The 24,664-nt window shown below is 71.7% G+C and carries 19 protein-coding genes; 12 read left to right on the top strand and 7 right to left on the bottom strand.

All coding sequences use genetic code 11. The annotated features are described in order from the left end of the window. The first annotated feature begins 136 nt into the window (after nucleotides 1–136). The 3 genes from ACWDCZ_RS31130 to ACWDCZ_RS31120 all read left to right on the top strand — a co-directional run bounded on the left by ACWDCZ_RS31130 (nucleotide 137) and on the right by ACWDCZ_RS31120 (nucleotide 2,247). Entirely contained in the window at nucleotides 137–727 is a 591-nt protein-coding gene (locus tag ACWDCZ_RS31130) for a YcxB family protein (protein ID WP_375874516.1), read from the top strand. 82 nt (nucleotides 728–809) lie between these two features. Further along, nucleotides 810–1,394, top strand: coding sequence for a PadR family transcriptional regulator (locus ACWDCZ_RS31125; RefSeq protein ID WP_449817577.1), 585 nt, complete (start codon nucleotides 810–812; stop codon nucleotides 1,392–1,394). Nucleotides 1,395–1,485: 91 nt separating this feature from the next. Then, a complete protein-coding gene (locus ACWDCZ_RS31120) occupies nucleotides 1,486–2,247 on the top strand; it encodes a sensor domain-containing protein (protein WP_049650191.1) in 762 nt (253 codons plus the stop codon). 99 nt (nucleotides 2,248–2,346) lie between these two features. Here the strand turns inward: ACWDCZ_RS31120 and ACWDCZ_RS31115 are convergent, their stop codons facing one another. Continuing rightward, nucleotides 2,347–6,837: a LamG-like jellyroll fold domain-containing protein gene (locus ACWDCZ_RS31115; protein ID WP_449817576.1), complete on the bottom strand. Its 4,491-nt coding sequence runs from the start codon at nucleotides 6,835–6,837 to the stop codon at nucleotides 2,347–2,349. A gap of 417 nt (nucleotides 6,838–7,254) precedes the next feature. Between ACWDCZ_RS31115 and ACWDCZ_RS31110 the strand changes: the two genes are divergently transcribed. The 4 genes from ACWDCZ_RS31110 (at nucleotide 7,255) to ACWDCZ_RS31095 (ending at nucleotide 16,157) form a co-directional block, all read left to right on the top strand. Further along, nucleotides 7,255–14,193 carry an RHS repeat-associated core domain-containing protein gene (locus ACWDCZ_RS31110; protein ID WP_449817575.1) on the top strand — a complete coding sequence of 2,313 codons (6,939 nt, stop codon included), beginning with the start codon at nucleotides 7,255–7,257 and terminating at the stop codon, nucleotides 14,191–14,193. A 192-nt stretch (nucleotides 14,194–14,385) separates the two neighbouring features. Next, a complete protein-coding gene (locus ACWDCZ_RS31105; protein WP_380780427.1) occupies nucleotides 14,386–14,691 on the top strand; it encodes a hypothetical protein in 306 nt (101 codons plus the stop codon). A 280-nt stretch (nucleotides 14,692–14,971) separates the two neighbouring features. Further along, entirely contained in the window at nucleotides 14,972–15,484 is a 513-nt protein-coding gene (locus ACWDCZ_RS31100) for a hypothetical protein (RefSeq protein WP_449817574.1), read from the top strand. Nucleotides 15,485–15,602: 118 nt separating this feature from the next. Further along, nucleotides 15,603–16,157 carry a hypothetical protein gene (locus ACWDCZ_RS31095; protein ID WP_449817573.1) on the top strand — a complete coding sequence of 185 codons (555 nt, stop codon included), beginning with the start codon at nucleotides 15,603–15,605 and terminating at the stop codon, nucleotides 16,155–16,157. Between the two features lie 49 nt (nucleotides 16,158–16,206). On the opposite strand, the gene ACWDCZ_RS31090 is transcribed toward ACWDCZ_RS31095, so the two are convergent. Together ACWDCZ_RS31090 and ACWDCZ_RS31085 are read right to left on the bottom strand one after the other, a co-directional pair. Next, a complete protein-coding gene (locus ACWDCZ_RS31090; RefSeq protein WP_449817572.1) occupies nucleotides 16,207–17,505 on the bottom strand; it encodes an alpha/beta hydrolase family protein in 1,299 nt (432 codons plus the stop codon). Nucleotides 17,506–17,745: 240 nt separating this feature from the next. Further along, nucleotides 17,746–18,711, bottom strand: coding sequence for a phosphatidylinositol-specific phospholipase C (locus tag ACWDCZ_RS31085; RefSeq protein ID WP_449817571.1), 966 nt, complete (start codon nucleotides 18,709–18,711; stop codon nucleotides 17,746–17,748). A gap of 206 nt (nucleotides 18,712–18,917) precedes the next feature. Between ACWDCZ_RS31085 and ACWDCZ_RS31080 the strand changes: the two genes are divergently transcribed. Continuing rightward, complete coding sequence (locus ACWDCZ_RS31080; RefSeq protein WP_053111985.1) at nucleotides 18,918–19,184, top strand: hypothetical protein; 267 nt, start codon at nucleotides 18,918–18,920, stop codon at nucleotides 19,182–19,184. Between the two features lie 36 nt (nucleotides 19,185–19,220). Here ACWDCZ_RS31080 and ACWDCZ_RS31075 read toward each other — a convergent pair whose 3' ends face one another. The 4 genes from ACWDCZ_RS31075 to ACWDCZ_RS31060 all read right to left on the bottom strand — a co-directional run bounded on the left by ACWDCZ_RS31075 (nucleotide 19,221) and on the right by ACWDCZ_RS31060 (nucleotide 22,022). Further along, nucleotides 19,221–20,063 carry a methyltransferase domain-containing protein gene (locus ACWDCZ_RS31075; RefSeq protein WP_449817570.1) on the bottom strand — a complete coding sequence of 281 codons (843 nt, stop codon included), beginning with the start codon at nucleotides 20,061–20,063 and terminating at the stop codon, nucleotides 19,221–19,223. A gap of 162 nt (nucleotides 20,064–20,225) precedes the next feature. Further along, complete coding sequence (locus tag ACWDCZ_RS31070) at nucleotides 20,226–20,888, bottom strand: ferredoxin (protein ID WP_449817569.1); 663 nt, start codon at nucleotides 20,886–20,888, stop codon at nucleotides 20,226–20,228. A 113-nt stretch (nucleotides 20,889–21,001) separates the two neighbouring features. Next, on the bottom strand, nucleotides 21,002–21,505 hold the full coding sequence (locus tag ACWDCZ_RS31065) for a hypothetical protein (RefSeq protein ID WP_449817568.1): 504 nt from the start codon (nucleotides 21,503–21,505) through the stop codon (nucleotides 21,002–21,004). Between the two features lie 73 nt (nucleotides 21,506–21,578). After that, nucleotides 21,579–22,022 carry an ArsI/CadI family heavy metal resistance metalloenzyme gene (locus ACWDCZ_RS31060; RefSeq protein WP_449817567.1) on the bottom strand — a complete coding sequence of 148 codons (444 nt, stop codon included), beginning with the start codon at nucleotides 22,020–22,022 and terminating at the stop codon, nucleotides 21,579–21,581. Between the two features lie 88 nt (nucleotides 22,023–22,110). Between ACWDCZ_RS31060 and ACWDCZ_RS31055 the strand changes: the two genes are divergently transcribed. From ACWDCZ_RS31055 to ACWDCZ_RS31040, 4 genes are read left to right on the top strand one after another with little or no spacing between them, the layout of a single operon-like run. Beyond that, on the top strand, nucleotides 22,111–22,512 hold the full coding sequence (locus tag ACWDCZ_RS31055) for an ArsR/SmtB family transcription factor (RefSeq protein WP_449817566.1): 402 nt from the start codon (nucleotides 22,111–22,113) through the stop codon (nucleotides 22,510–22,512). Then, nucleotides 22,509–23,609 carry an ACR3 family arsenite efflux transporter gene (arsB, locus tag ACWDCZ_RS31050; protein ID WP_449817565.1) on the top strand — a complete coding sequence of 367 codons (1,101 nt, stop codon included), beginning with the start codon at nucleotides 22,509–22,511 and terminating at the stop codon, nucleotides 23,607–23,609. Before ACWDCZ_RS31055 ends, arsB begins: the two co-directional genes overlap by 4 nt. Continuing rightward, complete coding sequence (locus tag ACWDCZ_RS31045; RefSeq protein WP_449817564.1) at nucleotides 23,602–24,060, top strand: arsenate reductase ArsC; 459 nt, start codon at nucleotides 23,602–23,604, stop codon at nucleotides 24,058–24,060. The genes arsB and ACWDCZ_RS31045 overlap by 8 nt, the downstream gene beginning before the upstream one ends. Before the next feature lie 23 nt (nucleotides 24,061–24,083). Further along, on the top strand, nucleotides 24,084–24,575 hold the full coding sequence (locus ACWDCZ_RS31040) for an N-acetyltransferase family protein (RefSeq protein ID WP_449817578.1): 492 nt from the start codon (nucleotides 24,084–24,086) through the stop codon (nucleotides 24,573–24,575). Nucleotides 24,576–24,664 lie beyond the last annotated feature (89 nt).

The following is a 24,664-nucleotide window of genomic DNA, read 5'->3' as shown; positions in this document are numbered from 1 at the left end:
CCTCGTTCATGGTCAGGCAGGTGTCCCAGCCCCAGTACATGAAGATCGACAGCGACAGCCCGGCGGTGAATCGCCGTCCGCCCGGGGGCCGTTGCTAGTATCCGCAGGTCGCAGCGCGGATCACGGTGCGCGGGGCGTGGAGCGGATCACAGGGGAGAGCAGGCCGATGGACGAGCAGGGCGAGACGGCGTACGCGCCGATGGCGGACGAGCCGGCGGCGGACGAGCGGGTCGAGTTGGCGTACACGCCCACGGTGGCGGACTTCCGGGAGGCCCTGGCCGCCCGGTCCCGGGCGACGCGCGCGGGCCGGCGCCAGCGGGCGTTCCTGTACCTGCTCGTCGTGTGCGGCCCGCTCATCGCCGCGCTCGACCTCTCCACCGGCAAGGGCATCGGCTTCCCGCCGGTGTTCATGGTGCTCGCCGCGCTGGCCCTGCTCCTCTGGCTGCCCCGGCTGCAGGCCGGCCAGTTCCACAAGTTGACCGCCGACAAGGGCGAGTTCACCGCCACCGTGGCAGCGTCCGGCGTGACCATCACCAACCGCCACTCCACCAGCACCCTGACCTGGCAGGCGGTCCCGCACCACGTGGAGACCCCGGGGCTGTTCGTCCTGCTGAGCAACGACAAGAACAACTCCTGCCTGGCCGTCCTGCCCAAGCGCGGCACCGCCGACCCCGACCGGCTGCGCGCCGTGCTCGACCGGCACGCCCCCGCGCCCACCCGGGGCTGAGCCCGGCCCGTCCCGCAGCCCGCAGTCCGTAGCCCGCCTTCGCCCCGTTCGTCCCCTGCCCGCTCCCCGTACGATCGACGGCATGTCGCTGCCGCACGCCATCCTCACCGCCCTGTTGGAGAAACCGTCCTCGGGGCTGGAGCTGACCAGGCGGTTCGACCGGTCGATCGGCTTCTTCTGGCCCGCCACCCACCAGCAGATCTACCGCGAACTGGGCCGGCTGGAGGCCTCCGGACAGATCCGGGCCCTCCGGCCGGAGGCACCGGTGCGCGGGCAGAAGAAGGAGTACGAGGTGCTCCCGGAGGGCCGCGCCGAACTGGCCCGCTGGACCGCCGAGGGCGCCGCGCCGCGCGCCGTCCGGGAGCCCCTGCTGCTGCGGCTGCGGGCGGCCGCGGTGGTCGGCACGGACGGCCTGACGGCCGAGCTGGAACGCCATCTCGCCCTGCACCGCGAGCAGTTGGCCGACTACCGGGAGATCGAGCGGCGCGACTTCCCGGCCGAGCGGGCGGACGAGGAGAACCGGCTCCAGCACGCGGTGCTGCGGGCCGGCATCGGACTGGAGAGCTTCTGGGTGCAGTGGCTCGCCGAGACCCTCGACACCCTGCCGGCCGAGCCCTCCCGCCCGGCCCGCCCCTCCGACGCTTCCGCGGCCTCCGACCGGCTCTGACCTGCGCCGATCCCCGCCCGCGCGCCCGGCCCAGCCCCCGGTGGGACACTGGTGGCCTGTCCCTTCCCGAACTCTCGACCGGGGGACCCGTATGTCTCTGACCAGGCCCTTCCACGCCCTCACCGCCGCGGCCGTCGTCGTGGCGGTCGCCCTGGGCCCGGCCGCCCTCCCGGCGTCCGCCGCAACCGCCCAGCCACTGCCCTCCGCCGACCAGCTGAAGTCGGCCCTGCTGACCGCGGCCGACCTCGGCCCCGGCTGGACCGAGCCCCCGGTGACCCAGAGCCCCAGCCCCAGCGCCGGCGCGAGCCCCAGCGCGAGCCCGTCGAACCCGGTGACCGGATGCGACGCGCTCAGCGCCCTGATCAACATGTACGTCACCCGGCCGGGCGCGGCGATCCCGCGCGCCGAGACCGAACTCGACGGCCCGAACGGCAACCCGATGGTCACCCAGGCCCTCGCGGCCGAGCCGTCCGACCAACTCGCCACCGACTTCAACTCCGCCGCCGACGCCCTGAAGACCTGCCACACCATCACCTTCAACGCCGGCCCCAGCGACACCGTGACCTTCACCGTCAGCCCGGTCACCCTCGGCGACCGCAAGGACGCCCCCGCCGTCCACCTCGACGGCACCCTGGCCGGCGTCCGACTCAACGGCTACGTCGGCATCGAACGCTTCGGCACGGTGGCCATGGCCTTCGGCTACTTCGAACGCCAGGGCAGCAACGAACAGGCCGCCTCGATGGAGTACCGCACCGCCGTCGCCAAGGTCGAACGCGCCCTCGGCGCCAAGGCCGGCAGCACCACCGCCCCCACGGCCGTCCCCGCCACCCCCACCGAGGGCCGCCGCGTCTGACCCGCCCCGCCCTCCGAACACCACCGCGGCCCCCCACCGAACGCACGAGGCGCTCGGGTGAGGGGCCGCGGCGGTGGCCTGACGGCGACCGGACGGGGGCTACACGCCCGCGAGGGTCTGGTTGTCGAAGAGCCAGTGGTGGTTGGCCTGGTCGGCGCACTGCCAGACGTTCAGCCCGGAGCCGTTCTCGGTGACCCACCCGTGCAGGTTCAGGCACCTGTTCGACGCCGGGTTGTAGAGCGAGCCGTCGTAGCGGCGGATCCAGGTCTGGGCGGCCGCGTTGCCGCAGGCCTGTGCGACGACCGGGGTGCCGTTGACGACGTCGGCGTCCCGGGTGCCCAGGCAGAGCCCGGTGGGCACGGCCTTGAGCTGGTTCTGCCGGGTGGTCAGGAAGTGCTGGCTGTCGCCGTTCCAGCAGTCGTAGACCCGGAGCTGGGCGCCGTCGTTGCCGCCCCAGTTGTCCAGGCACTTGCGCGGGTCGACCGCGCTGCGGATCCGGACGACGGACTGGGCGGTGGCCACGGTGTTCACCTGGGGATCGGTCAGCGCGTACGGGTAGATCCGCACGTCGCTGACCGCGCCCTTGACGAGGTCGACGGGGGCGATGTTCCGGGGGGTGACGCCCCCGATGCTCAGCGGCCCGGCCGGGGGCTTCCAGGTGGTGCCGACCTTGGCGTTGCCGACGGCCTGGCCGTTGACGTACAGGGTGGCGATGCCACCGGTGGAGTCGTACGTGCCGGTGAGGTGCGTCCACTGGCCGACCGTCACGCCGGTGCGCCCGCTGCGGTCGTACACGGGGTACCAGTCCGTGGGGTTCACGCTGTCGTTGCTCGGCAGGATGAAGGCCCAGTTGTTGAAGTTCCGCGAGTACTGGAGGTAGAACGGGCTGGCCTCGTTGCCGGGCAGCGCGACCGCGGTCTGGTAGCCGTCGGTGTTGTCGACCTTGACCCAGGCGGAGACGCTGTAGCTCTTCGTGGTGTCCAGGCCGGGGGTGGTGGCGCCGGAGGTGACCGGTGCGGTGGTGCGGTAGACCGTCGCGCCGTCGAAGGCGGTGGCCTTGCCGGCGGCGCGGTTGTGGTCGGTGGTCAGGGCGGCGCCGGTCGGGTAGGCGGCCGTCGCGGGGTCGCCGTTCCTGTAGAGCGTGTTGGTGCCGCTGCTGTCACCGGTGCCGTCGAGGGCCCACCACTGCGGGGTGACCTGGGTGTTGGTGACGGTGACCGGGCCGACCTCCCAGGTGTAGCCGGCCGACGGGTTGCCGGGGGTGGTGGGCCGGCCCCACCAGATCTCGACCGTGCCGTCGGCCTTCCTGCCCCACAGACTCGCGTTGCCGGTGCCGGTGAGGTCGCCGTCGGAGCCGAGGGTCGGGTAGGTGTCGGTGGAGACCCAGCCGATCCGGGTGCCGACCGGCACCAGCTGGGTCAGCGTCGGGACCAGCAGCGGCTTGCCGGTGCTGTCGATGACGGGCGCGCCCTGGTTGTCGGTCGCGGTGACGGTGCCGGTGGTGAAGGTGTAGCCGAGCAGGTCGTGCTTGGCGCCGTCGGCGGCGTCCGCGAGGTTGCGGGCCCACAGGCCCGGTCGGCCCTGCTTGGCCCAGTCGCCGGGGGCGATCAGCTCCTTGTCCTTCCACCCGGACGCCGCCAGCCGGACGGGCTTGCCCAGGACGTTGGCGTTGGTGGCCGGGTAGTACCAGAGGGCCGCGTCGGTACCGTTGCCGGTGCTCTCGACGGTCAGCAGGCCGGTCTTGTTCCTGAAGCCGAGCTTCGGGTCGAGGTCGGTGCTGACCGGGTCGCCGAGGGCGGCGATCCGCAGGGTGGTGGACCAGTCGGCGGCGTTGTAGCCGGCCGCCGTCAGCCAGGCGCAGTCCTCGGTGGAGGTCTTCACGCACTTCGGCTTGGGCAGTGGCAGCTGCTTGTCGATCCGCCCGTGGACGCCGGTGTTCCCCGGGTTCGGGTAGACCAGCAGCTCGGGGCTGCCGGGCGCGTGGACGATGACGTCGTCGATGTTGTTGCCGCCGCTGAGCGTGCCGCGGTGGGCGTACTGGACGTCGTTCCAGGACGTGCCCTTCGGGGCGTCGGCGGGGGTGGCGACGGCGGCCACCGCGGGGGCCTGGACCTTGGGGTTGCCCGGGACGCTGTACGCCCGGAGGTAGCCGGCCTGGTCGGGCAGCAGGATGTCGGCCGAGCCGTCGCCGCTGACGTCGCCGAAGACCGGCGGCGGGCCGTCCGGGTTCCACGGCACGTAGAAGGAGTACTGGGCGACCGGCGAGACGTTGCGGGCGTTGTCCAGGACCTGGATGTACAGGACGTTGGTGCCCCAGCGGCCGGAGGTGACGGGAATGCCGTTCGCGGGGTAGTCGTTGCCGCAGGCCCAGGCGGCACCGGCGAACTGCGGGTCCCAGGACCAGCGGGCGCAGACCACGCCGGAGGAGGTGCCGCCCGGGGTCGGGTCGGCCGCGGTGAACGGCACCAGGCCCTGCTCGCCCAGGCGCTTCCTGCTGACCTGGCCGTTGCCGGACGGCGGGAAGGTGGTCGCCAGCTGCCCGTCGGTGAGCACGGTGTCGGCGTTCGGGACGGAGAGGGTCGGCGGGGTCAGGTCGACGCCGAAGTGGCAGACCGGGGTCGAGGCCGACTTCGGGGCGTAGCCGTCGTCGGCCATGGTGCCCCAGCCGTAGTAGTGGCCGTCCTTGATGACACCGGGATTCACCTGGAAGCTCGCGACGCCGCCGTTGGCCACCAGCGGGGTCAGGCCGCTGTCGACGTCCGCGCTGAGGTCGGCGTAGTCCCAGATGTGGGTCCAGGCGGCGAGCGAGCTCTGGACCGGGCTGTGGACCGTCGCGTTGAGGGAGACGGCGCCGTTGAAGCCGGAGGAGGAGTTCAGCCAGCCGAAGGAGCCGTTGCAGCCCTGGTTCTCCGCCCACGGCACCGAGGTGGTCGGGGCCGGCCAGACGTACGGGTTGGTCGGGGTGTCGGGGACGCGGTCGTACTCGATCTCGACGACGGCGCTGTAGTCGAGCCGCTTGAACGCCATCGCGTCGGACTCGTTGCGGGCGAACACCCCGAAGGTCATGGTGTCCTTACCGGTGGCGTAGGTCCGGTAGGCCCAGGTCACGTCGTAGTTGAACTGGTACTTGCCGGTGCAGCCCGGCTGGCCCGCACCGGGGACCCCGGCCTCGCCGAGCCGGCCGCCGATGACGCCCGGCGGGTTGTTCCAGGTGGTCTGGTTGCCGATCGGGCCGGTGGTGTAGAGGTCCAGGGTGTACTTGTCGGTGCAGGAGAAGGCGGAGGAATCCGTCTCCCACATCGACATGATCGCCTTGTTGATGACGAAGCCCCGGTACCAGTGGGTGTCGAACTGGTAGTACGTGCGCTCGACGCCCTTGGTGGTCCGGTAGCCCTGGTAGCCGACGCCGGGCTTGGCGTACTGGTCGCCGCTGTTGCTGACGGTGCGGCCGATGTTGGCCGTGCCCGCGTAGCCGGACTGGGTCCAGGTCCAGGCGTTGGAGCCGTTGCGGTCGGGGATCCAGCCCGGGTCGATGAACCACGGGCCCTGGCCCTTGCCGAGCACGGACTCGTCGGTGGTCAGTTCCACGGCGTCGCCGGTGACGGAGACGGGCATGTCGACGACCTTGGCGCCGGAGCCGGGGCTGTCGGCGGTGCTGCGCTGCTCGGGCTTCGCCTGCGGGGCGTCGGCGGCCGAACCGCTCAGGGCGGGGGCCGACTTGGCGGCCGCCGGGGCGCCGCCGGTCGAGCTGTCCCACATCTGCGGGGTGGGTGCGTGCCAGCGGGACGTGCCGTCGGCGGTCGCGGCGGTGAGGTTGCCGGCCTCGTCGGCCCGGACGGTGACGCCCTTGCCCTGGGTGCCGAAGCGGACCTTCCTCAGCGCCGGGTTCTTCGCCGCCTCCGCGGTCTTGACGACCAGGACGGTGGAGAGCCCGCCGAACCTGGAGGCGGTCACCCTGAGGTCGACCCCGGGGGCGACCTCGGGGTAGAGCAGCGCCTCGCCGCCCGGGTCGAGCGTCGGCTTGGTGAGCGGGAACGGCGAGTCGATGGTGAGCGTCTCGCCGTCGGCGCTGGTCAGGGTGGACAGCGGGCCCTGGCCGCCGCCGGACAGCCGGACCCCGGACAACGCGGTCTTCGGGCGGTAGCCGCCCTGGCCGTCCGGGACGAGGGTGCCGTCGAGCGCCGCCCAGGCGCCGTCCTGCTTCACCCGCTGCGGCTCGACGTGCTCCATGCGGGAGAGGTGGCCGGTCGGTGTCGCGAAGGTCTCGCTGACCTCGTCCGTCAACTCGGGGATCTGGACGCGCTTGCCGGTCTTCCTCGCCTCGGCGACGGCCTTCTCGGTCGGGTTGGTCGGCGGTACGTCACCGGCCCGCTGGGCGTCACCGGCGGCCATCCGCGCGGCGAGGTCCGGCGGCACCGGGGAGGGCTGGGCGTCCGCCGGAGTGGGCGGCACGGGCGGGGCGTCGGCGGCCGCGACGGGCGCGATCGAGGTCAGGGCCAGGGCGAGGCCGATCGCCGCGGCGACGACCGGTCGCGGCGGGCGTCCGGAGCGGCGGGCGCGGGAGCTGGCTCCAGGAGGAGCGGCAGGCATGGTGAGGTCCCCCCACGAGAAATGTCCTGATCGGGCATGACCAGGCATGATCGATTCTGCGAAGAATGTGTGCAGAGATGGTCAGAAAACTTACCGCTGATGGTCAACGGATCGTCAACTTCGCATTTCCGCAACCCTGTCCGCTTTGGCCCGACGGTTCCCGATTCGGAGTAACTGTGATGATCGTCACTATCGCATCGGGCCTGGTCCGACCTAGACCCGCGGCTTGCCCCCGCTTTACTCTCCGCCCGGATGTCGTTCGTTCGTGGGGTGCGTCCGAACATGACACGACGTTACGAAAACAGGGGGGTAGGGATGTTGACGACACCTGTCCGCTTCCGCCGAAGGGCGGGACGGGAGGGGCCGCCTCCGACGCGGCTGAAGTCGCGCTTGGCCGTACTGAGCTCACTGGCCGTCATGGGTTCCCTGGTGACCCCGTTGGTGCCGGCCTTCGCGGCGCCCTCGGGTGACAACAAGGACAAGGTCTGGACGCCGCCGAACACGCCGCTCCAGCGGACCGCCTCGGTCCCGGGCAAGGCGGACACTCCGAAGCCGGCGGCGGCGCCGACCGGTTCGCCGAACTGGGTGCCGCCGAAGGCGACGCCCCAGCCGAAGCACGGCAAGGCCGTGGTGGCGCTCGACGCCGCACCGGCGGCGGCGTCGAAGAACGCCGCGGCGCCGGACGGGCAGCAGCCCGCCGCCGGCGCCTCCCGGCAGGCCGGCGACCTGCCCGTGTGGCTGGCGCCGGTCACCGGGGCCGCCGCACCGGCCGCCTCGGTGCAGGTACAGGTCGCGGACCCGAAGGCCGCGGCCGCCGCGGGTGTGCCGGGCACGCTGGTCGCGCTCTCGCGCGCCGACGGCGTGGCGGGCGACGGCAAGGTCCGGGTCGGGATCGACCTGGGCTCGCTCGGTTTCGGCGGCGACTTCGCGCACCGCGCCCGGCTCACCGCCCTGCCCGAGTGCGCGCTGACCACGCCGGACGCCGAGGGCTGCCGGACCGGTACGCCGGTCGCCGCGCAGTACGACGAGCAGGCCAAGCGACTGGTCGCGGACGTCGAGCTGCCGGCCGCGAGCGCGGCCGGCACACCCCAGCGGGCCGAGGCGGCCCCGGCCGGAACCCCGGCGGCCGCGCCGCAGCTGCTGCTGGTGCTGAACGGCGCCCCCGAGAGCGGCACCGGTACCTACAGCGCCACCCCGCTCTCGCCCAGCCAGGCGTGGGCCGCGGGGAGCTCCGCCGGCTCGTTCACGTACAGCTACCCGATCGTGGTCCCGCCGGCCCTGGGCGGCACGGCGCCGTCGGTGTCGCTCGGCTACGACTCCTCGGCGGTGGACGGCAAGACGGCCTCCACCAACGCGCAGGCCTCCTGGATCGGCGACGGCTGGGACCTCGGTGCCGGCTACGTCGAGCGCGGCTACCGCGGCTGCGACAAGGCGGGCATCCCCGGCTCGGGCGACCAGTGCTGGGGCGGCGTCAACCTGACGCTGTCGCTGGGCGGCCACTCCGGTGAGCTGGTCCCGGACGACGAGTCCTGCGCCAAGGGCGGCGCCGCCGCCGACGAGCAGTCGAAGTGCACCTGGCGACTGAAGCGGGACGACGGCACGAAGGTCGAGTTCCTCACCGGCGCCAACAACGGCACCTGGAACGGTTCGTACCTGAAGGTGACCGACACGGCCTCGGGCAGCGTCTTCTACTTCGGCCTCAACCAGCTCCCGGCGGCGAACGGTGCGCCGGCCAAGGTCGGCCCGGAGAGCAGGTCGGCCTGGACGGTGCCGGTGTACTCGCCCAACCCGGGCGACCCGTGCTACGACGCGGCCAAGGGCAAGGGCTCCTGGTGCCAGAGCGCGTGGCGCTGGAACCTGGACTACGTGGTCGACCCGCACGGCAACCTGACCACCTACTCCTACACGCCCGAGGCCAACGTGTACGCGCGCGGCGGCGCCCAGAACAGCGGGAAGGGCACGAACACGTCGTACACCCGCGGCGGCGTGCTCGCCTCCATCGGCTACGGCCAGCTGCTGTCCGACCAGCTCGGGGCGAACGGCGCGTTCCAGCCCGCCGCGAAGATCGACTTCACCGCCGGTGAGCGCTGCAAGTCCGGCGCGGTCTGCGACCCGGCACAGCGCACGGCGGCGAACGCGGCCAACTGGCCGGACGTCCCGATGGACAAGCAGTGCCCGGAGACCGGCGCCTGCACCAACTACGGCCCGACCTACTGGTCGACGCTGTGGCTGAACTCCGTCACCACCTCGATCCGCTCCGGCGCCACCTACCGCCCGGTGGACCGGTACGACTTCGTGCACGAGTTCAAGACGCCGCAGAACGCGACGGACAACGCGCCGATCGCCTGGCTGCAGTCGGTGAAGCGCACCGGCAAGGACACCGCCAACGGCCAGTCCGAGCAGTCCCTGCCGGAGGTGACCTTCACCGACGAACTGCTGCCCAACCGCGTCGACGGACTGGTGCCGGCGCGTCCGCGCTACAACCGCCCGCGCCTGGCGGTCATCGGCACCGAGACCGGCGGCACGATCCTGGTGTCGTACGCCAAGGAGTCCTGTTCGCGCACGGCCGGGAGGATGCCGGCCTCGGCGGACAACAACGACAGGAGCTGCTTCCCGGTGAAGTGGTTCGACACCGGGGTGCAGGCCACGGTGGACGACTGGTTCCTGCGCTACCCGGTGGAGACGGTCACCGTCGACCCGAACGCCAAGCTGGTCACCGGCGCGGTGGCGACGACCACCTCGTACACCTACGGCCCGGCGGCCTGGCACCGCAACGACGGCGCGCTCGTCGAGTCGGACTACCGCACCTGGGACCAGTTCCGCGGCTACGCCGGCGTCACCACGGTGACCGGCTCCGGCAAGGACGGGCCGCAGGCGAAGTCGACGACCAGCTACTACCAGGGCATGAACGGCGACATCAAGGCGAACGGGAGCGCCAAGGCGGCGTCCGTCGCCGGGGTGAAGAGCGGCAGCAGGACCGACGAGGAATGGCTGTCCGGCCAGGTCCTGGAGACGGACACCTACGCCGACGCCGCGGCCCCCGCGGGAACGCCGGTCGCCTACACCGTCAACTCCTACGAGCGCACCTCCGGCCTGAAGCCGACCGCCACCCACAAGCGCACCGGGCTGCCGGACCTGGTGGCCAACTACCTGTCGACCACGTCCACTTCCGTCAGCACCTCGGTGACGACCACCGGGACCCGGAGCACCTCGACGGTCACCTCGACGGACCCGGCGAACAACAACCGGACCACCACCTCGCTGAGCACCGCCGACGGCACACCCGACATCTGCACCCGGTACCGCTACGCGACCTCCCCGGGCCAGCTGGTGACCGGGCGGATCTCCGAGACCTACGTGATCTCCGGCGCCAACGCCTGCACCGCGGACGCCTCGCCGGCCAACACGGTCTCCGACACCCGCACGCTCTACGACGGCCAGGGCTTCGGCGCCTCGGCCGCCAAGGGCGAGGTCACCGGAACGCAGGTGCTGGACCGCTACGACGCCAACGGCGCCGCGCAGTACGTGACCACGGCGGCCAAGGGCTACGACGCGTACGGCCGGGTCACCTCCGAGACCGACCCGACCGTCAGTGACGAGGCCAATCCGAACGGAGCTGTCACCACCACCGCGTACACCCCCGCCGGCCCCGGCGAACTGCCGAGCAAGGTGGTCACCGGCGCCCCGGCCCCGGCCGGCGCACCGGACGCGGGCACACCCCGCACGACCACCGTCACCTTCAACCCGTCCCGCGCGCTGGTGCTCACCACGACCGACGCCAACGACCGCAAGGCGACTCAGAGTTACGACGGCCTGGGTCGACTGAAGGCGGTCTGGGTGCCCGGGCGGGACACTGCGGCCGAGGCCACCTATACCTATGACTACGCTGTCAACGGCGCCAAGTCGCCCTCGACCACCATCGCCAGGTCCCTGCGGGCCGACGGCCACACCTACAGCACGTCCACCAAGATCCTGGACGGGCTCGGCCGCACGGTGCAGACCCAGGGCGACCCGGCAGTCTCGGCCTACCACGGCCGGCTGATCACGGACTCGTTCTACGACTCGCAGGGGCGGGTCAACCGCACCTACGACAACTACTACGAGGACACCTCCGGCCCCAGCACCACCCGGTGGATCCCCGACGGCGCGATGGTGCCGCACCAGAACGTGGTCCAACTCGACGGCCTGGGGCGTTCGGTCAGTACGCAGTTCGTCGCCCTCGGCAAGGTGCAGACCACGACCACCACGGCGTACCCGGGGGCGGACCGGGTCGACGTGACGCCGCCGGCCGGCGCGACCGCCACCAGCACCGTCACCGACGCCCGCGGCCGCACCGCCCAGCTGTGGCAGTACCGGACGCCTACCGCGACCGGCAACCCGGCCGACGCTGACGTGTCCCGCTACACCTACACCCCGGGCGGCCAGCCGTCGACCAGGGCCGACGCGGCGGGCAACACGTGGAGCTACACGTACGACCAGCGCGGTCGGCAGGTGAAGGCGGACGACCCGGAGTCCGGCGTCTCGACCCGCGCCTACGATGCGGCGGGCCGGGTCGCGACCACCACGGATGCGCGCGGTCAGACCGTTGCCACCAGCTATGACCTGCTGGGGCGGAAGACCGGAACCTTCAACGGCACGGTGGACCCGGCGAACCAGCTGACCGGATTCACCTACGACATGGTCGCCAAGGGGCAGAGCGCGGCGTCCATCCGATACGTCGGCGGTGCGAAGGGCGCCGTGTACAGCAAGACCATCACCGCGCTGGACACCGCCTACCGCCCGACGAAGACCACCGTTTCCATCCCCGGCGACGAGATCGGCAAGGCCGGACAGCAGGCGACCTTCGACTACTCGGCCGCCTACAACCCGATCACCGGCGCCCTGGTCGCCGACGGGCGCGCCGCGGCGGGCGACCTGGCGCAGGAGTCGGTCAACTACAACTACGACATGTACGGCAAGCTCAACGACATGAGCGGGGCCGGCTACACCTATCTGCGGCAGGCGGACTGGGATGCCTACGGGCGTAACATCCGCACCACGATGAACCCGTGGGGTACGCAGATCGTCGCGACGAACACGTACGACGAGCCGACCGGGCGCGTGCTGACCCAGTACGTCGACAAGCAGACATCGAGCACCGGCACCGTCCAGAACACCACCTACGCGTACGACCCGGCGGGCCAGATCACCGCGATCCGGACGATCCCGAACAACACTCCGGCCGCGACCGACCTCCAGTGCTTCACCCACGACTACCTGGGCCGGCTGACCTCGGCCTGGTCGGACACGGGGAAGCTGAACCAGCCGACCCCGTCGCTCGCCGGTCAGGGCGCGTGCGCCAACGCGACGCCGACCAGCGGTGCGGTCGCCCCGGCGAAGACCACGGTGGGCGGGAGTGCGGCGTACTGGCAGGACTACACCTACGACGCGGTCGGCAACCGGACCAAGCTGGTCATGCACAACCCGACCGGCGACGTCTCGAAGGACCTGACGATCGACCAGGCCTTCCCGGCCCCGGGCACCCGCAACACGCCGACCACCGCGGCCGGCACGGGCGGCGGCACCGGCGGTCCGCACGCGCCGACGACGGTGAAGTCGACCTTCCCCAACAACGGCAGCACTCCCGGCGGCAACCAGTACGACGCGGCCGGGAACACCACGAAGACCGCCAACCCGGGCGCCAACAAGACGCTGGGCGCGGGCTTCGTGCTCAACCCCGGTGAGTCGGTGCGCTCCAACTCCGTCCAGCTGACCATGCAGACCGACGGCAACCTGGTGCTGACCTCGCTGCGCACCGGCCTGGTGACCTGGTCGACCAACACCGCGAACCACCCGGGTGCGTGGGCGACCATGCAGGACGACGGCAACTTCGTGGTCTACGACCCGCAGCGCGTGCCGCTCTGGTCCTCGCAGTCGTGGGTCGGGCCGAACAGCAAGTACTTCGCGGTCGTCCAGGACGACGGCAAGTTCATGGTGTACGCACCGGGTTGGGTGCCCAAGTGGGACTCCAAGACCTGGAACGCCGTGGACGCGGCCAACGGCGCGGAGCTGACCTGGGACGCCGAGGGCAAGCTCGCCTCGATGAAGCAGGGCAGTTCCACCACCGGCTACGTCTACGACGCGGACGGCAACCAGCTGATCCGCCGCAACCCGGGCAAGGTCACGGTCAACCTCGGCGGCGGGGACGAACTCGTCTACGACACCGGCAGCAAGACCAGCACCGGCACCCGCTACTACACCATGCCCGGCGGCGTCACCCTGGTCCGCCAGGGCCCGACCAAGCTCACCTACCAGTTCTCCGACCACCACAACACCGGCACGCTCTCCATCGATTCGGCCACCAGCACCGAGACCCGCCGCTGGACCGACCCGTTCGGCGTCCTGCGCGGCTCCGGCGCGGCCAACTCCTGGGCCGGCGACAAGGGCTTCGTCGGCGGCCTGAAGGACGACGCCACCGGCTTCACCAACCTCGGCGCCCGCCAGTACCAGCCGGGCACCGGCCGCTTCCTCAGCCCGGACCCGCTGATCCTCCCCGAGGACCCGCAGCAGTGGAACGCCTACGCCTACAGCAACAACAACCCGGTGGACAAGACCGACCCGACCGGCATGGCACTGGAGGAGTGCGCCAACGGGATGGCCAAGTGCTCCAACATGGGTACCAAGATCGAAGGCTTCGGGGAGAACTATCCGGCGATCGTCAAGCAGATCAAGGCCGAGGAGCCCATCCGCCAGTTCCGCTACCAGCTCTACCTGGAGGTCCAGAAAGCGCAGGAGATGATGAGGCTGGCCCGTAGGAACTACGGGCTTTCCGAACTGAAGAAGTACAACCAGAAGACCAAATACCCGTACACCTGGGATGAGAACGGGGAGCACCCGAAGGCAAAGAAGAAGGACGACCTGGTGGCGCCTGCCGAGTGGGACCTCTGCAAGACGCACCTGCTGGAATGCGGCCAGGCGGCTCTCATCAAATACACGGCGGACGACCTCAAGTACACGGAATATCCTGATGTCCCGAAGGGCAGGGACAGCGACGAGTCGAACGCGTTTCACCACGCCGTGTGGCAAGGGCTGCTCACGTACAACTTCGGGGAGCAGGCCGCGTGGGAGTGGGCTGATGCCCACGAGGCGTACGGCTCCAAGGATTCGCAGGAGGACCACATAGCCGACCTGATGAACAACGTGAAGGGCCGAGCGATCGGCCAGGCGGCCCGAGAGAAGTTCGGGCCGCCGGAGTTGGTGAGCTGGGACATCAGGCCATCGCCCGCGATGACCTACATCATCGATTCGGCTCGGGAATACCTGGCCTCCGGGAACTATGCCCGGAGAGGTGACTTCGACGACTGGGAAAAGGGCTGAGCCGACACGTTCGGATGCTGAGACGCGGCGGGGCGTCCTTTGTGGCGACCCCGCCGCGTCGCCGGTGAACATCTTGAGGAGGGGTGCGTGAAGGGACGGCGGTTTGTCCTGTGGAGTCTGCTCGGCGGGCTACTGGTTATGTGTGGGACAGGTTGGGCCGTATGGCTGGTGATCCGGCCGGATTGGCCTGACATGCCCGATCCGATCGGGCGGTGGACGGGCGGGACGGCTGTCGTCGAGCTGCTTCAGGAGGGAAAGCTGGGGTCCGCGCAGGTGCCGGCGTACGTGTGTAGCGGCTCCGCGGCGGACAAGGCGCAGCTGGTGGAGATCGAGGGGCATTGGCGGGAATCCTTCGTTGACGACGTGGGCCCCGGGTTTCATGTGGTGGCGAAGCGGAAGGGCGACGGGGGAGCCTGCGGCTTCTACTTGACGGCTCAGGAGAACGGGAAAGATCTCTGGCTGCTGAAGGAACCAGGAATCCTGATGACCAAGTCCTGATCAGCAGTCAGGCGCGCGTTGCTTCGGCCGAGTTCCTGGGGAGTGGAAATCCCGGCGAGGCCCGTCCGGAGGACGGGGGCACGTGCACGTGCCGGCTGATGAGAACGACGAACGGGAAAGGGGCCGGTCTTCGGTGGGGGAGGCGATTCGCGTGGTGGGACGTTCGACAGTGTTCCGGGTGCTCCTGGTGGGTCTGGCGTGTGCTGCCAGTGCGTGCAGCGGGGGTGGGGCCGGAGGGGTGGCGGGCAAGGGTGTCACGTCGGCGCCCGTGGTCCGGCCGGTGTTTGCGGAGAGCTCGAAGCAGGTGATCCTGCGGACGGCGAAGGAGAACGGGACGGCGCCGGCGGGTGATCGGTTCACGCTGGTCGAGTACGACGGCGGGTACGGGCCGGAGCTGATCTGGCAGGCGGAGCGGACCGGGGGTCTGTGCGCCGCGTCGGAGAGCGTCATGGCGGGTTGGTGCGAGACGGTGGAGGAGACCTCCGGGCGGCGGGTTCCCGGCGTCGGCGTCTTCGTGGACCCGGGGCTGCGCGAACGCGACGGGGAGGCGTCGTGGGTGGTGCGGGTGATGGCCAGCGGTGAGACGATCGACCGTCTGTCGTGCCAGGGAAGGGACTTCCCGGTCCGCCAGGTGTACGCGGTCGACCTGGCCGGGGCCCGGCGCACCGTCTACACCGCCTCGATCCCGAGGAATCTCCAGGGGTCGTACCGGGTGGCCGTCCAGCGGGACGGGAAGCCGGACGAGGATCGTCTCGACCTCGGCTTCGAGAAGGGCCGTGTCGTGCAGTGCTGAGGGGCCGGCCGCCCTCGGGCCCGCTGTACGGGCGGATTCTGCCTGGCCGACGCCGAACTTCTGTGATGAGGGCGGTACTTCATCAGTCGGCTACGGGTGGTCAAGGGATGGTGACCTCATGAAGCGCATGATGGTGAGTCGGCGGCGCGGGGCCGCGGCCGGGGCGCTGATGGCGGTTCCCGCCGCGTTGGTGCTTGCCACGGGCTGCGGAGCCGGCCCGAGGGCGGCAGTCGCCGAGCAGGGGGCGGACCGTTGGCCGACTGCCGTCGCCACGACTCCGGTGCAGGTGCGGACGGACCTCGAACCGCTGACGCGCCGTTTCCCGCAGCTGGGTTCGCTGTCGGCGGCGATGTGGGTCGGTCGGGTGCTGACGCAGAACTCCGTGACGTGGGTTCCCGGGCCGACCGACGTGAGTATGCAAGGGGTGGCACGGGTCGAGTCGGCGACGCTGGCGGAGATCACGGCGAACGGGACGTGGGAGGAGGTCTCCATCGGTTGCGGTGTCCCGGAGGAGATCGCCGCCGAGGTGGGTGACCCGACCGGGTGGCTCCACAGCAGGGCCTTCGACGAGTCGGTCACCCGGACCCAGTACTCGGGGAGCTTCTACTTTGACAAGCAGACTGGCCGGGTCTACTTCTGCGCGGTCAACCCGAAGATCAGGGAGGGGAGTTGAGCGTCTGCGGGCGGCCGTACCCCCGTGACGGCCGCCCGCCGTACCGGGCCTACGGGTGGTAGACGACCTCCGGGAAGGCCGTCGACGGTCCGTCGAGCAGGTTGCCGCAGTGCCGGCCCCGCAGGTGGAGGTCGAAGAAGGCGCGCGGGTAGGCCTGTTGGACGAGGACGCCGCGGTCGGGGTCGAGGGTGCCGACCTGGGACTGGATCTCCTGCTCGGTCATGCCGAGCAGCTTGCCCGCCTGCGGGATCAGCGTCATGTTGTCGCCGTAGGAGCTGTGGATGGCGCCGGTGGCCTGGACGTCGAGGCGCCAGCCGCGCAGGTGGCCCCAGAAGGTCTCGATGAACGGGCTGGTGGCCCGGGTGTAGCGGGCGGTCATCATCATGAACGGCCGGTCGATGTCGGTGGTGATGGCGGGGTTCGACTCCATCCGCCCGTCCAGGGTGAGCCCGGCGCGGATGCGCTGGTCGGCGACCATGGCGAGGCCGACGGCGGTGCCGCCCTTGGACCAGCCGAAGGCGCCCATGTTCCGCGCGTCCAGGTTGCCGAGCAGGCCGGTCGGCAGGGTGCGGCCGTCGACGTCGGGGTTGCGGCCGTTGGCGAGGTCGACGACGCGGTCGAGGAGGAAGAGCAGGTCGGCGGCGTAGTCCTTGGGGGCCAGCCCCGGGGCGACGCCGTCCCGGGTGACGACGGTGCCGTCGGGGAACTCGGTGAATCCGTCGTGGGTGTGGTCGACGGTGACGACGGCGAAGCCGTGGCTGGCCAACTCCTGGACCACGATGGTGTGGTCGGCGCGGTGGCTGCCCGCGCCGTGCGAGTAGACGATGACGGGCAGCGGCCGGCCGGCCCGGTGGACGGGGGCGCCCTGGTGGCCGGCGGTGAGCGGGGCGAGTGAGAGGGGGAGGGGGAAGCCGGCGTCGTCGAGGAAGGCCTTCAGGGCGCCGTCGGTCATCCAGGGGGCGAGCGGGTACGCGTCGGCGGCCGCGGCCCGGGCCGGGTACCAGACGGTGGCCATCAGCTCGCGGAACTTTCCGGGCCGGGCGTTCGGGTCGAGCCTGGCCTCGTCGCGCAGGTGCAGCGGCACCATGCCCACGGGGAAGGGGCCGGTGGGCGCGGGCAGGGTGAGGCGGCCGGGGGAGCCGGGGCCGGTGCCGGTGCCCGTGGAGGAAGCGGGGGTGGAGGCGGGGGCGGCCGAGGCGGCGTGGGCGAGGCCCAGCGGCGCGACGGCGCCCAGTGCGAGGGCGGCGCCGAGCATGCGGCGGCGGCTCGGTCCGGTGGGGCGGGCGGTCGGCGTGCTGTCCATCGGCGTGGTGCCCGTCGGCGTCGTGTCCATCGGCGTGGTGTCCATGCGCGGAACGCTGTCACGTGGGGCGCGGGGGCGGCATCGGCCTGTGGATTGATGATCTGTCATCTGGCATTGGCCCACGGGTTTACATCCCCGGGCTGATGCGGAACGGGCGTGCGCGGGATCTCGCGAAGGGCGGCCCCGAGGGCGTGCGGTCGACGTCTCGGCCCCCTCGGGTGCGGGAGGGGGCCGAGGGGGCCGAGGCGGATGGTGCCGAGAGGGATGGTGCCGTTGCCGATGTGCCTAGACGAAGTTCTTGTCGATCAGCATCTGCAGCACGTTGACGTGGAAGTCCGGGAAGTCCATCGGCACGATGCCGAACCGGGCGCGCTGCTGGGTGCGGGCGTTCAGGTACGGGTAGATGCTGCGGTCCATCAAGGTCTGAGAGCTGGTCTTGGGCCAGTAACCACCTGCGTACGAAAGGAAGTTGACGAACATCTTCGAGTAGCCCGGGTTGACGAACGCCTTGTCGAACTGGGCGACGATGCGCTGGCCCTTGGTCCCCAGGGGGTCGGTGCCGCCGGTCTGCCAGAGGTCCTGGGTGTCGAAGTAGCCGTTCTCGCCGCTGGACCAGTCGATCAGGCCCCACGGGTTGGTGAAGTCGGCGATCAGGACGACCTTCCCCCGGGCGGTGGCGAGGGTCGGCCAGCCGTAGAAGTGGAACAGGCCGCGGTAGCCGAGCCCGTCGAGGTAGTGGTTGATCCGCCGCATGAACTCGGTGTCGTCGAGCGCCTGGCCGCCGGCGCGCTCGTTGCGCAGGCGCATCAGGACGGTCTCGCCGGGGTGCGAGCGGAGGAAGGAGCGGCACTGGTCGAGCACGTCCTGGAGCCGGAGGTGCTGGTAGTTGTCCGAGTGGTAGATCCCGAGTTCGTCGGGCGCGCCCTGGAGGCCGTTGCAGCGGATGTCGAGGAAGCGGACGCCCTCGGTCAACTGCTGGGGGAGGCCCCAGTTCTGGGTGTGCGACCACTCGGTGCCGTAGGCGGGGTTCTCGCAGCAGGAGTCGTGGGTGCCGGGGATGGTGAGGTCCAGGAGGGAGGTGCTGCCGTTCAGGCGGCTCATCCAGCTGTCGGTCGGCAGCCCGCGCGGGGTGGTCGAGGAGGCGGCGGCAGAAGGGGAGGCCGAGGCGCTGCCCGGGAGGGCGAGGCCTCCGAGGGCGGCGGCGCCGAATCCCGCGCCCCAGCTGAGGAGTTCACGACGTGCGATGCCCATGGTGCGGCTCCTTGGGTCCAGTCGGTCCGGGTCGATCCGGGGTCGGTCCGGTCGGTCGTGCGAGGCGTGCGAGTGGTGCGCTTGTCATCTTGGAGCACGCGGCCACTGCTTTGGCAGGTTCACGACGCCGGCAATCCGGGGCCGGACGGCCCCGGCGGGGTGAAGATCGAAATGCGCGGACGGCCGCCGCCCGCCACGGTGGGACCGTGGCTGCGATCGTCGTCCTCTTCGAACTGGCCCCGGACCAGGCCCTCGGCCCCGAGGGCGTCGGGCCGGGCGTGGTCGCGGTGCACGCCGCCGGCCAGGACCCGGACGTCCCGGAGGACCCGCAGGCGCGCACCCTCTGCGGGCTGGACACCGCGCCGATGGAGCACGCCCACTACCGTCCCGCCCGGCCGGGCGAGCCGTGGTACCCGCCCGAGCTGGAGCAGCAGCGGTGCCGGCTCTGCGAGGCGGCGCTGCACCGGCTTTGAGGGCCCTGAGGATCAGGAGAACGTTCGAGCGGCCGGTCAGCGGGGCCGGTGGGCGATCGCGGCGAACATCGTCACCGACAGGTGGAACGCCCCGTGCCCGGCGGCCGCGTCGAGGTCGGCGTAGAGCCGGTCGCGCTGCTCCTCGGTGAGCAGGCCCCGGCCGACGGCCGCCGCGCCGAGACCGCGGAGGATCGGTCCGCCGACCGTGTGGGGGTCGTGCAGGAGGACGTCGGCGCCGAGGGTGTCGACGGTCAGCCCGGCCTCGACCAGCCAGCCCGCGAGGCTGCGCCCGGCCTCCGGCTGGGCGGCGGCGCCCTGGACGACGGCGGCCAGCGCGGGGCGGACGTCCGGGGCCACCGGGTGCAGCACGAAGGTCGACCAGTCGGTGTCCAGCAGCGCGACCCGGCCGCCCGGGCGCAGCACCCGGGCGATCTCGGCGACGGCCTTCGCCGGGTCGGTGAGGTGCTGGAGAACGCGCTCGCACCAGACCGCGTCCAGCTCGCCGTCGGGCAGCGGCAGCGCCTGCGCGTCGCCGTCCAGGAAGCGGGCCGGGCTGCCGGCCTCGGCGGCGCGCCGCTCGGCGACGGCCCGCAGGCCGGGGTGGGGTTCGACGCCGATCGCGCTTCCCGTGCTGCCGCCGGCCGCACCGCCCTCCGGGCTGACCGCCGCCGCGAGCACCCGGGTCTCCGAACCGGTGCCGGCGCCGACGTCCAGCGCGCGCTCGCCAGGGCGTACGGCGAGCCGCTCGTGCGCCCACGTGCGCAGGCGCCGTACCCCGGGGTTGGCGGCCTGGGCGTCCAGCGCGGCGACCAGCCGGTCGGTGTCCGCCGGGTCGGCGTTGGCGGCGTGGAAGGCCGAGGTGGGGTGCTGGTCGGTCATGGGCGCCACCCTAAACGGACATGACGGTCCATCGGCGACATCCCGTCCGCGCTCCTCGCGGCACGGCTCGTCCGGGACGGCGGTCCGCCCCCTGCCGACCGGCAGGGGCCCTGGTATGGCGGGTCCGGCCGGCTTTCCGCTCCTCGTGCCCGCCGCCGAGGGTCAGAGTTCCGGCAGTGCCTCGCCGGCGCGGGGTTCGCGGTGCTCGGTGAGCCAGAACAGGTAGCCGCGCAGGTAGGCCTCCAGCCCGTCGTCCAGGTAGGCGGCGTACTGGCGCAGGGCGTCCGGTTCGTTGCGGCTGTCGTCGCCCAGCCGCAGTTCGTCGGCGATCCAGGCGCGGACCTCGTCCCGGCGGGCCCACCAGTCGCGTACCGCCTGTGGGGTCCAGTGCAGGTCGCCGTCCCAGGCGTAGCCGCCCAGGGGCTCGTCGTGGGCGATCTCGACCAGGGCGGCCACTTCACGCGGGTTGACGGGCTGGCGGTGGACGAACTCGCAGTGCCTGTCGTCGGAGAGCACGTGTTCGGGGAGGTAGTACGGCCCGTTCAGCCCGCTGTCGGTCTCGCCGGCGTAGAACGGGCCGGGTACGTTCAGCCTCCCGCGCTGCTCCCAGCGACCGTAGCCCACCGAGTCGGTCATCTCCCGGGCAGCCGGCAGCGGGTCCCAGTAGGCGAGCTCCTGCCACGGCCCCTCCACCGGGTGGAGGAGTAGCCGCCCGCGCATCCGTACTGCCGACTGCCGCAGCGCCGCCTCGTGCGAGAGCTCCTGCCCCCGGTTCAGCGACCGGATCCACCGGCCGATCACCCCGCCCACCTGCGTCTTTCTCATGCGGCCCAGCCTAGGACCTGCCTTCGGGCGCGCGTCGTTCGCCTGGGGGCGGGGGAGTGCCGGCCCGTGGACGGGGCGTTCGCCTGAGCGGGCTCGCGGGCCCTCGGAACCGCTCAGGCGAAGCCGGCCTCGGTGAAGCGGCAGCCGCCGCGCTCGGCGCCGGACAGGACCGGGGTCGAGGTGAGCCGCGGGGTCTCGCGGACGTACTGGCGGAAGCCGGAGGCGCGGAACTTCAGGTCGAAGGAGTGGCCCTCGATGTGCCAGTGCGGCGAGTCCTGCTTGTCGTCGTCCGGTGCCAGCCGGTGCAGGTCGGCGATCTCCAGCTCCGGGGCCATGCCCTCGAAGCCGAAGTCGCCCTGGAGGTCCCAGACCTCTTCGAAGGCGAGGGTCGCGGGGGCGACCCAGAAGGAGAAGTTCCGCGCGGGCCGGACGGGGTGGACCCACTGGACGATGTAGTCGAGGTCGAGGAGGAGGCGCGGCAGGAAGTCGTCGGTCTGCTGCACGTACAGGCCGTGGACGGTGGCGTCGTGCCAGCCCATTTCCTCGAAGTCGGCGTCGCTCCAGACGCTTTTCGAGAGGCCTGATTCCTGGTGACCGCCGCTGTTCATGGTCGTCATCCAATCAGGCCCGGTGCACGGGAAGTCGGCCGGGCCGACTTCCCGCGCATGCCGACTTCCCGCGCACGCCGGCTCAGGTGGACGCCTCGCCGGTGGCGGTGCCCGTGCAGCAGGCCTCGGGGGCGCCGGCGGCGCTCTTGCCGAGGGTGTCGGCGTCGGCCTTGACCACGTAGACCTCCCAGGGCTCCTTGCCGGGGGCGGTCACCCAGACCTTGTCCTGGACGGCGTAGCAGCAGGAGGTGTCGTTCTCCTCGAAGGCGGCGAGGCCGGCGTCCCGGAGGCGGGTGGTGGCGGCGGTGACCTGCTCGGTGGAGGCGACCTCGACGCCGAGGTGGTCCAGGCGGGTGTCCTCGCCCGGCTCGCCCTCGATGAGGACGAGCTTCAGCGGGGGCTCGGTGATGGCGAAGTTCGCGTAGCCGGGGCGGCGCTTGGCGGGCTCGGTGCCGAAGAGCTTGGCGTAGAAGGCGATGGAGCCTTCGAGGTCGGCGACGCGCAGGGCGAGCTGGACACGGGACATGGTGGCCTCCAACAGGCTGGATCGAGCCTGGATCGATATCCGTCGATGCAAGCTTGCGGACTGGATCGGCGTTCGTCAATATAGAAGCATGTCGAAACAGGAACTCCGAGTGCTGGGCCAGGACGACGGCGCGGACGGCTGCTGCCCCGGGCTGCTGAGCGCTCCGCTGGACGAAGGGCAGGCCGCCGAACTGGCGCCGCTGTTCAAGGCCCTGGGCGATCCGGTGCGGCTGCGGCTGCTGTCGATGATCGCCTCCGGCGCCGGCGGCGAGGTGTGCGTCTGCGACCTGACCCCGGCCTTCGACCTGTCCCAGCCGACGATCTCCCACCACCTGAAGCTGCTGCGGCAGGCCGGGCTGATCGACTCCGAGCGCCGGGGCACCTGGGTGTACTACCGGCTGGTTCCCGAGACCACCGACCGCCTCGCGGGCGTCCTCACCCGCCCGGCGCCGCTCGGAGCCGGCCCGGCGTCGCTCGGAGCCGCCGAGTGAGCGCCGCAACCGGGGCGCCCGCCCCCGCCCCCGTCGCCGGCCGGCTGTCGTTCGTCGACCGCTACCTCGCGCTCTGGATCCTCGCCGCGATGGCCCTCGGCATCGGCCTCGGCCGGCTCGTCCCGAGCCTGGGCGACGCGCTCGCGAAGGTGACGGTCACCGGCGTCTCGCTGCCGATCGCGCTCGGCCTGCTGGTGATGATGTACCCGGTGCTCGCCAAGGTCCGCTACGACCGGCTGGACACCGTCACCCGGAACCGCCGGCTGCTGATCCCCTCCCTGGTGCTCAACTGGCTGGTCGGGCCCGCCGTGATGTTCGCGCTCGCCTGGCTGCTGCTGCCCGACCTGCCGGAGTACCGCACCGGGCTGATCATCGTCGGCCTCGCCCGCTGCATCGCCATGGTGATCATCTGGAACGACCTGGCCTGCGGCGACCGGGAGGCCGCCGCCGTGCTCGTCGCCCTGAACTCCGTCTTCCAGGTGGTCGCGTTCGGCGCGCTGGGCTGGTTCTACCTGTCCGTGCTGCCCGGGTGGCTCGGCCTGGAACAGGCGGCGCTCGACGTGTCGGCCTGGGAGATCGCCCGCAGCGTGCTGATCTTCCTCGGCATCCCGCTCGCCGCCGGCTACCTCACCCGCCGCCTGGGCGAGAAGGCCCGCGGCCGCACCTGGTACGAGACCGGGCTGCTGCCGCGGATCGGCCCGTTCGCGCTGTACGGGCTGTTGTTCACGATCGTCGTCCTGTTCGCGCTCCAGGGCCGTGCGATCACCTCGCAGCCCCTCGACGTCGCCCGGATCGCGCTGCCGCTGCTGGTGTACTTCGCCGTCATGTGGGCCGGTTCCCTGGCGCTGGGCCGCGCGGTGGGCCTGGACCACCCGCGCGCCACCACCCTGGCGTTCACCGCCGCGGGCAACAACTTCGAACTGGCCATCGCCGTCGCCATCGCCACCTTCGGCGCCACCAGCGGCCAGGCCCTCGCCGGAGTCGTCGGGCCGCTGATCGAGGTGCCGGTGCTCATCGGCCTCGTCCACGTGGCCCTCGCCGCCCGCCGCTACTTCCCCCAGCCCGCCACCGCCGTCGAAGGGTCCGCCCGTGTCTGAGCCTCAGCCGCCCGTGCCCGCAGCCGTGTTGCCGTCCGGGCCGTCCAAGCCGTCCGTGCTGTTCGTCTGCGTGCACAACGCCGGCCGTTCCCAGATGGCCGCCGCCTTCCTGAGCCACCTCGGCGGCGACCGGGTCGAGGTCCGCTCGGCCGGCTCCGCGCCCGCCGACACCGTCAACCCGGCCGTGGTCCGGGCGATGGCCGAGGTGGGGATCGACCTCTCCGCCGAGACGCCCAAGGTCCTCACCGTCGAGGCGGTCCGGGCCTCGGACGTGGTGATCACCATGGGCTGCGGCGACGCCTGCCCGTACTTCCCCGGAAAGCGCTACCTGGACTGGCAGTTGGCGGACCCGGCCGGCCAGGGCGTCGGCGCCGTGCGCCCGATCCGCGATGAGATCGAGCGGCGGGTCCGCGGTCTGCTCGCCGAACTGGGCGTGGGGGCGGGGGCGTGAACGGGGACGTGACCGTCGTCGCGATGACGGCGGCGCACGCCGAACAGGTCCTGGCGATCTACCGGTTCGGGATCGACGGCGGCGACGCCACCTTCGAGACCGCCGCGCCGAGCTGGGAGGCGTTCGACGCCGCGCGACTGGCCGAGCACCGTCTCGTCGCCCTCGACGGACACGGAGACGGGGACGGGGACGGCCGGGTGCTCGGCTGGGCCGCGGTGGCCCGGGTGTCGGACCGGTGCGCGTACGCGGGTGTGGTCGAACACTCCGTCTACGTCCACCCCGAAGCGCGGGGGCGTGGCGTGGGCGCCGCGTTGCTGGAGGCGCTGATCGCCTCCACCGAGCGGGCCGGGATCTGGACGATCCAGTCGGGGATCTTCCCTGAGAACACGGCCAGTCTCGCGCTGCACGCCAGAGCCGGGTTCCGGGTCGTCGGGACGCGGGAGCGCATCGGCCGGCGCGACGGCCGGTGGCGCGACGTGGTCCTCCTCGAACGCCGCAGTCCTACGGTCGGTTGAGCACATCGCCGACCGAATCGCCGTCCGAAGAGCCGTCCGGCGGGTGGTGCGGAGTGGGAAGTCGAGGTGTGGGTCAACAACCAACACCC

This window comes from Kitasatospora sp. NPDC001225 (assembly GCF_053597855.1).
This window is presented reverse-complemented; position numbering and strand designations above follow the sequence as displayed.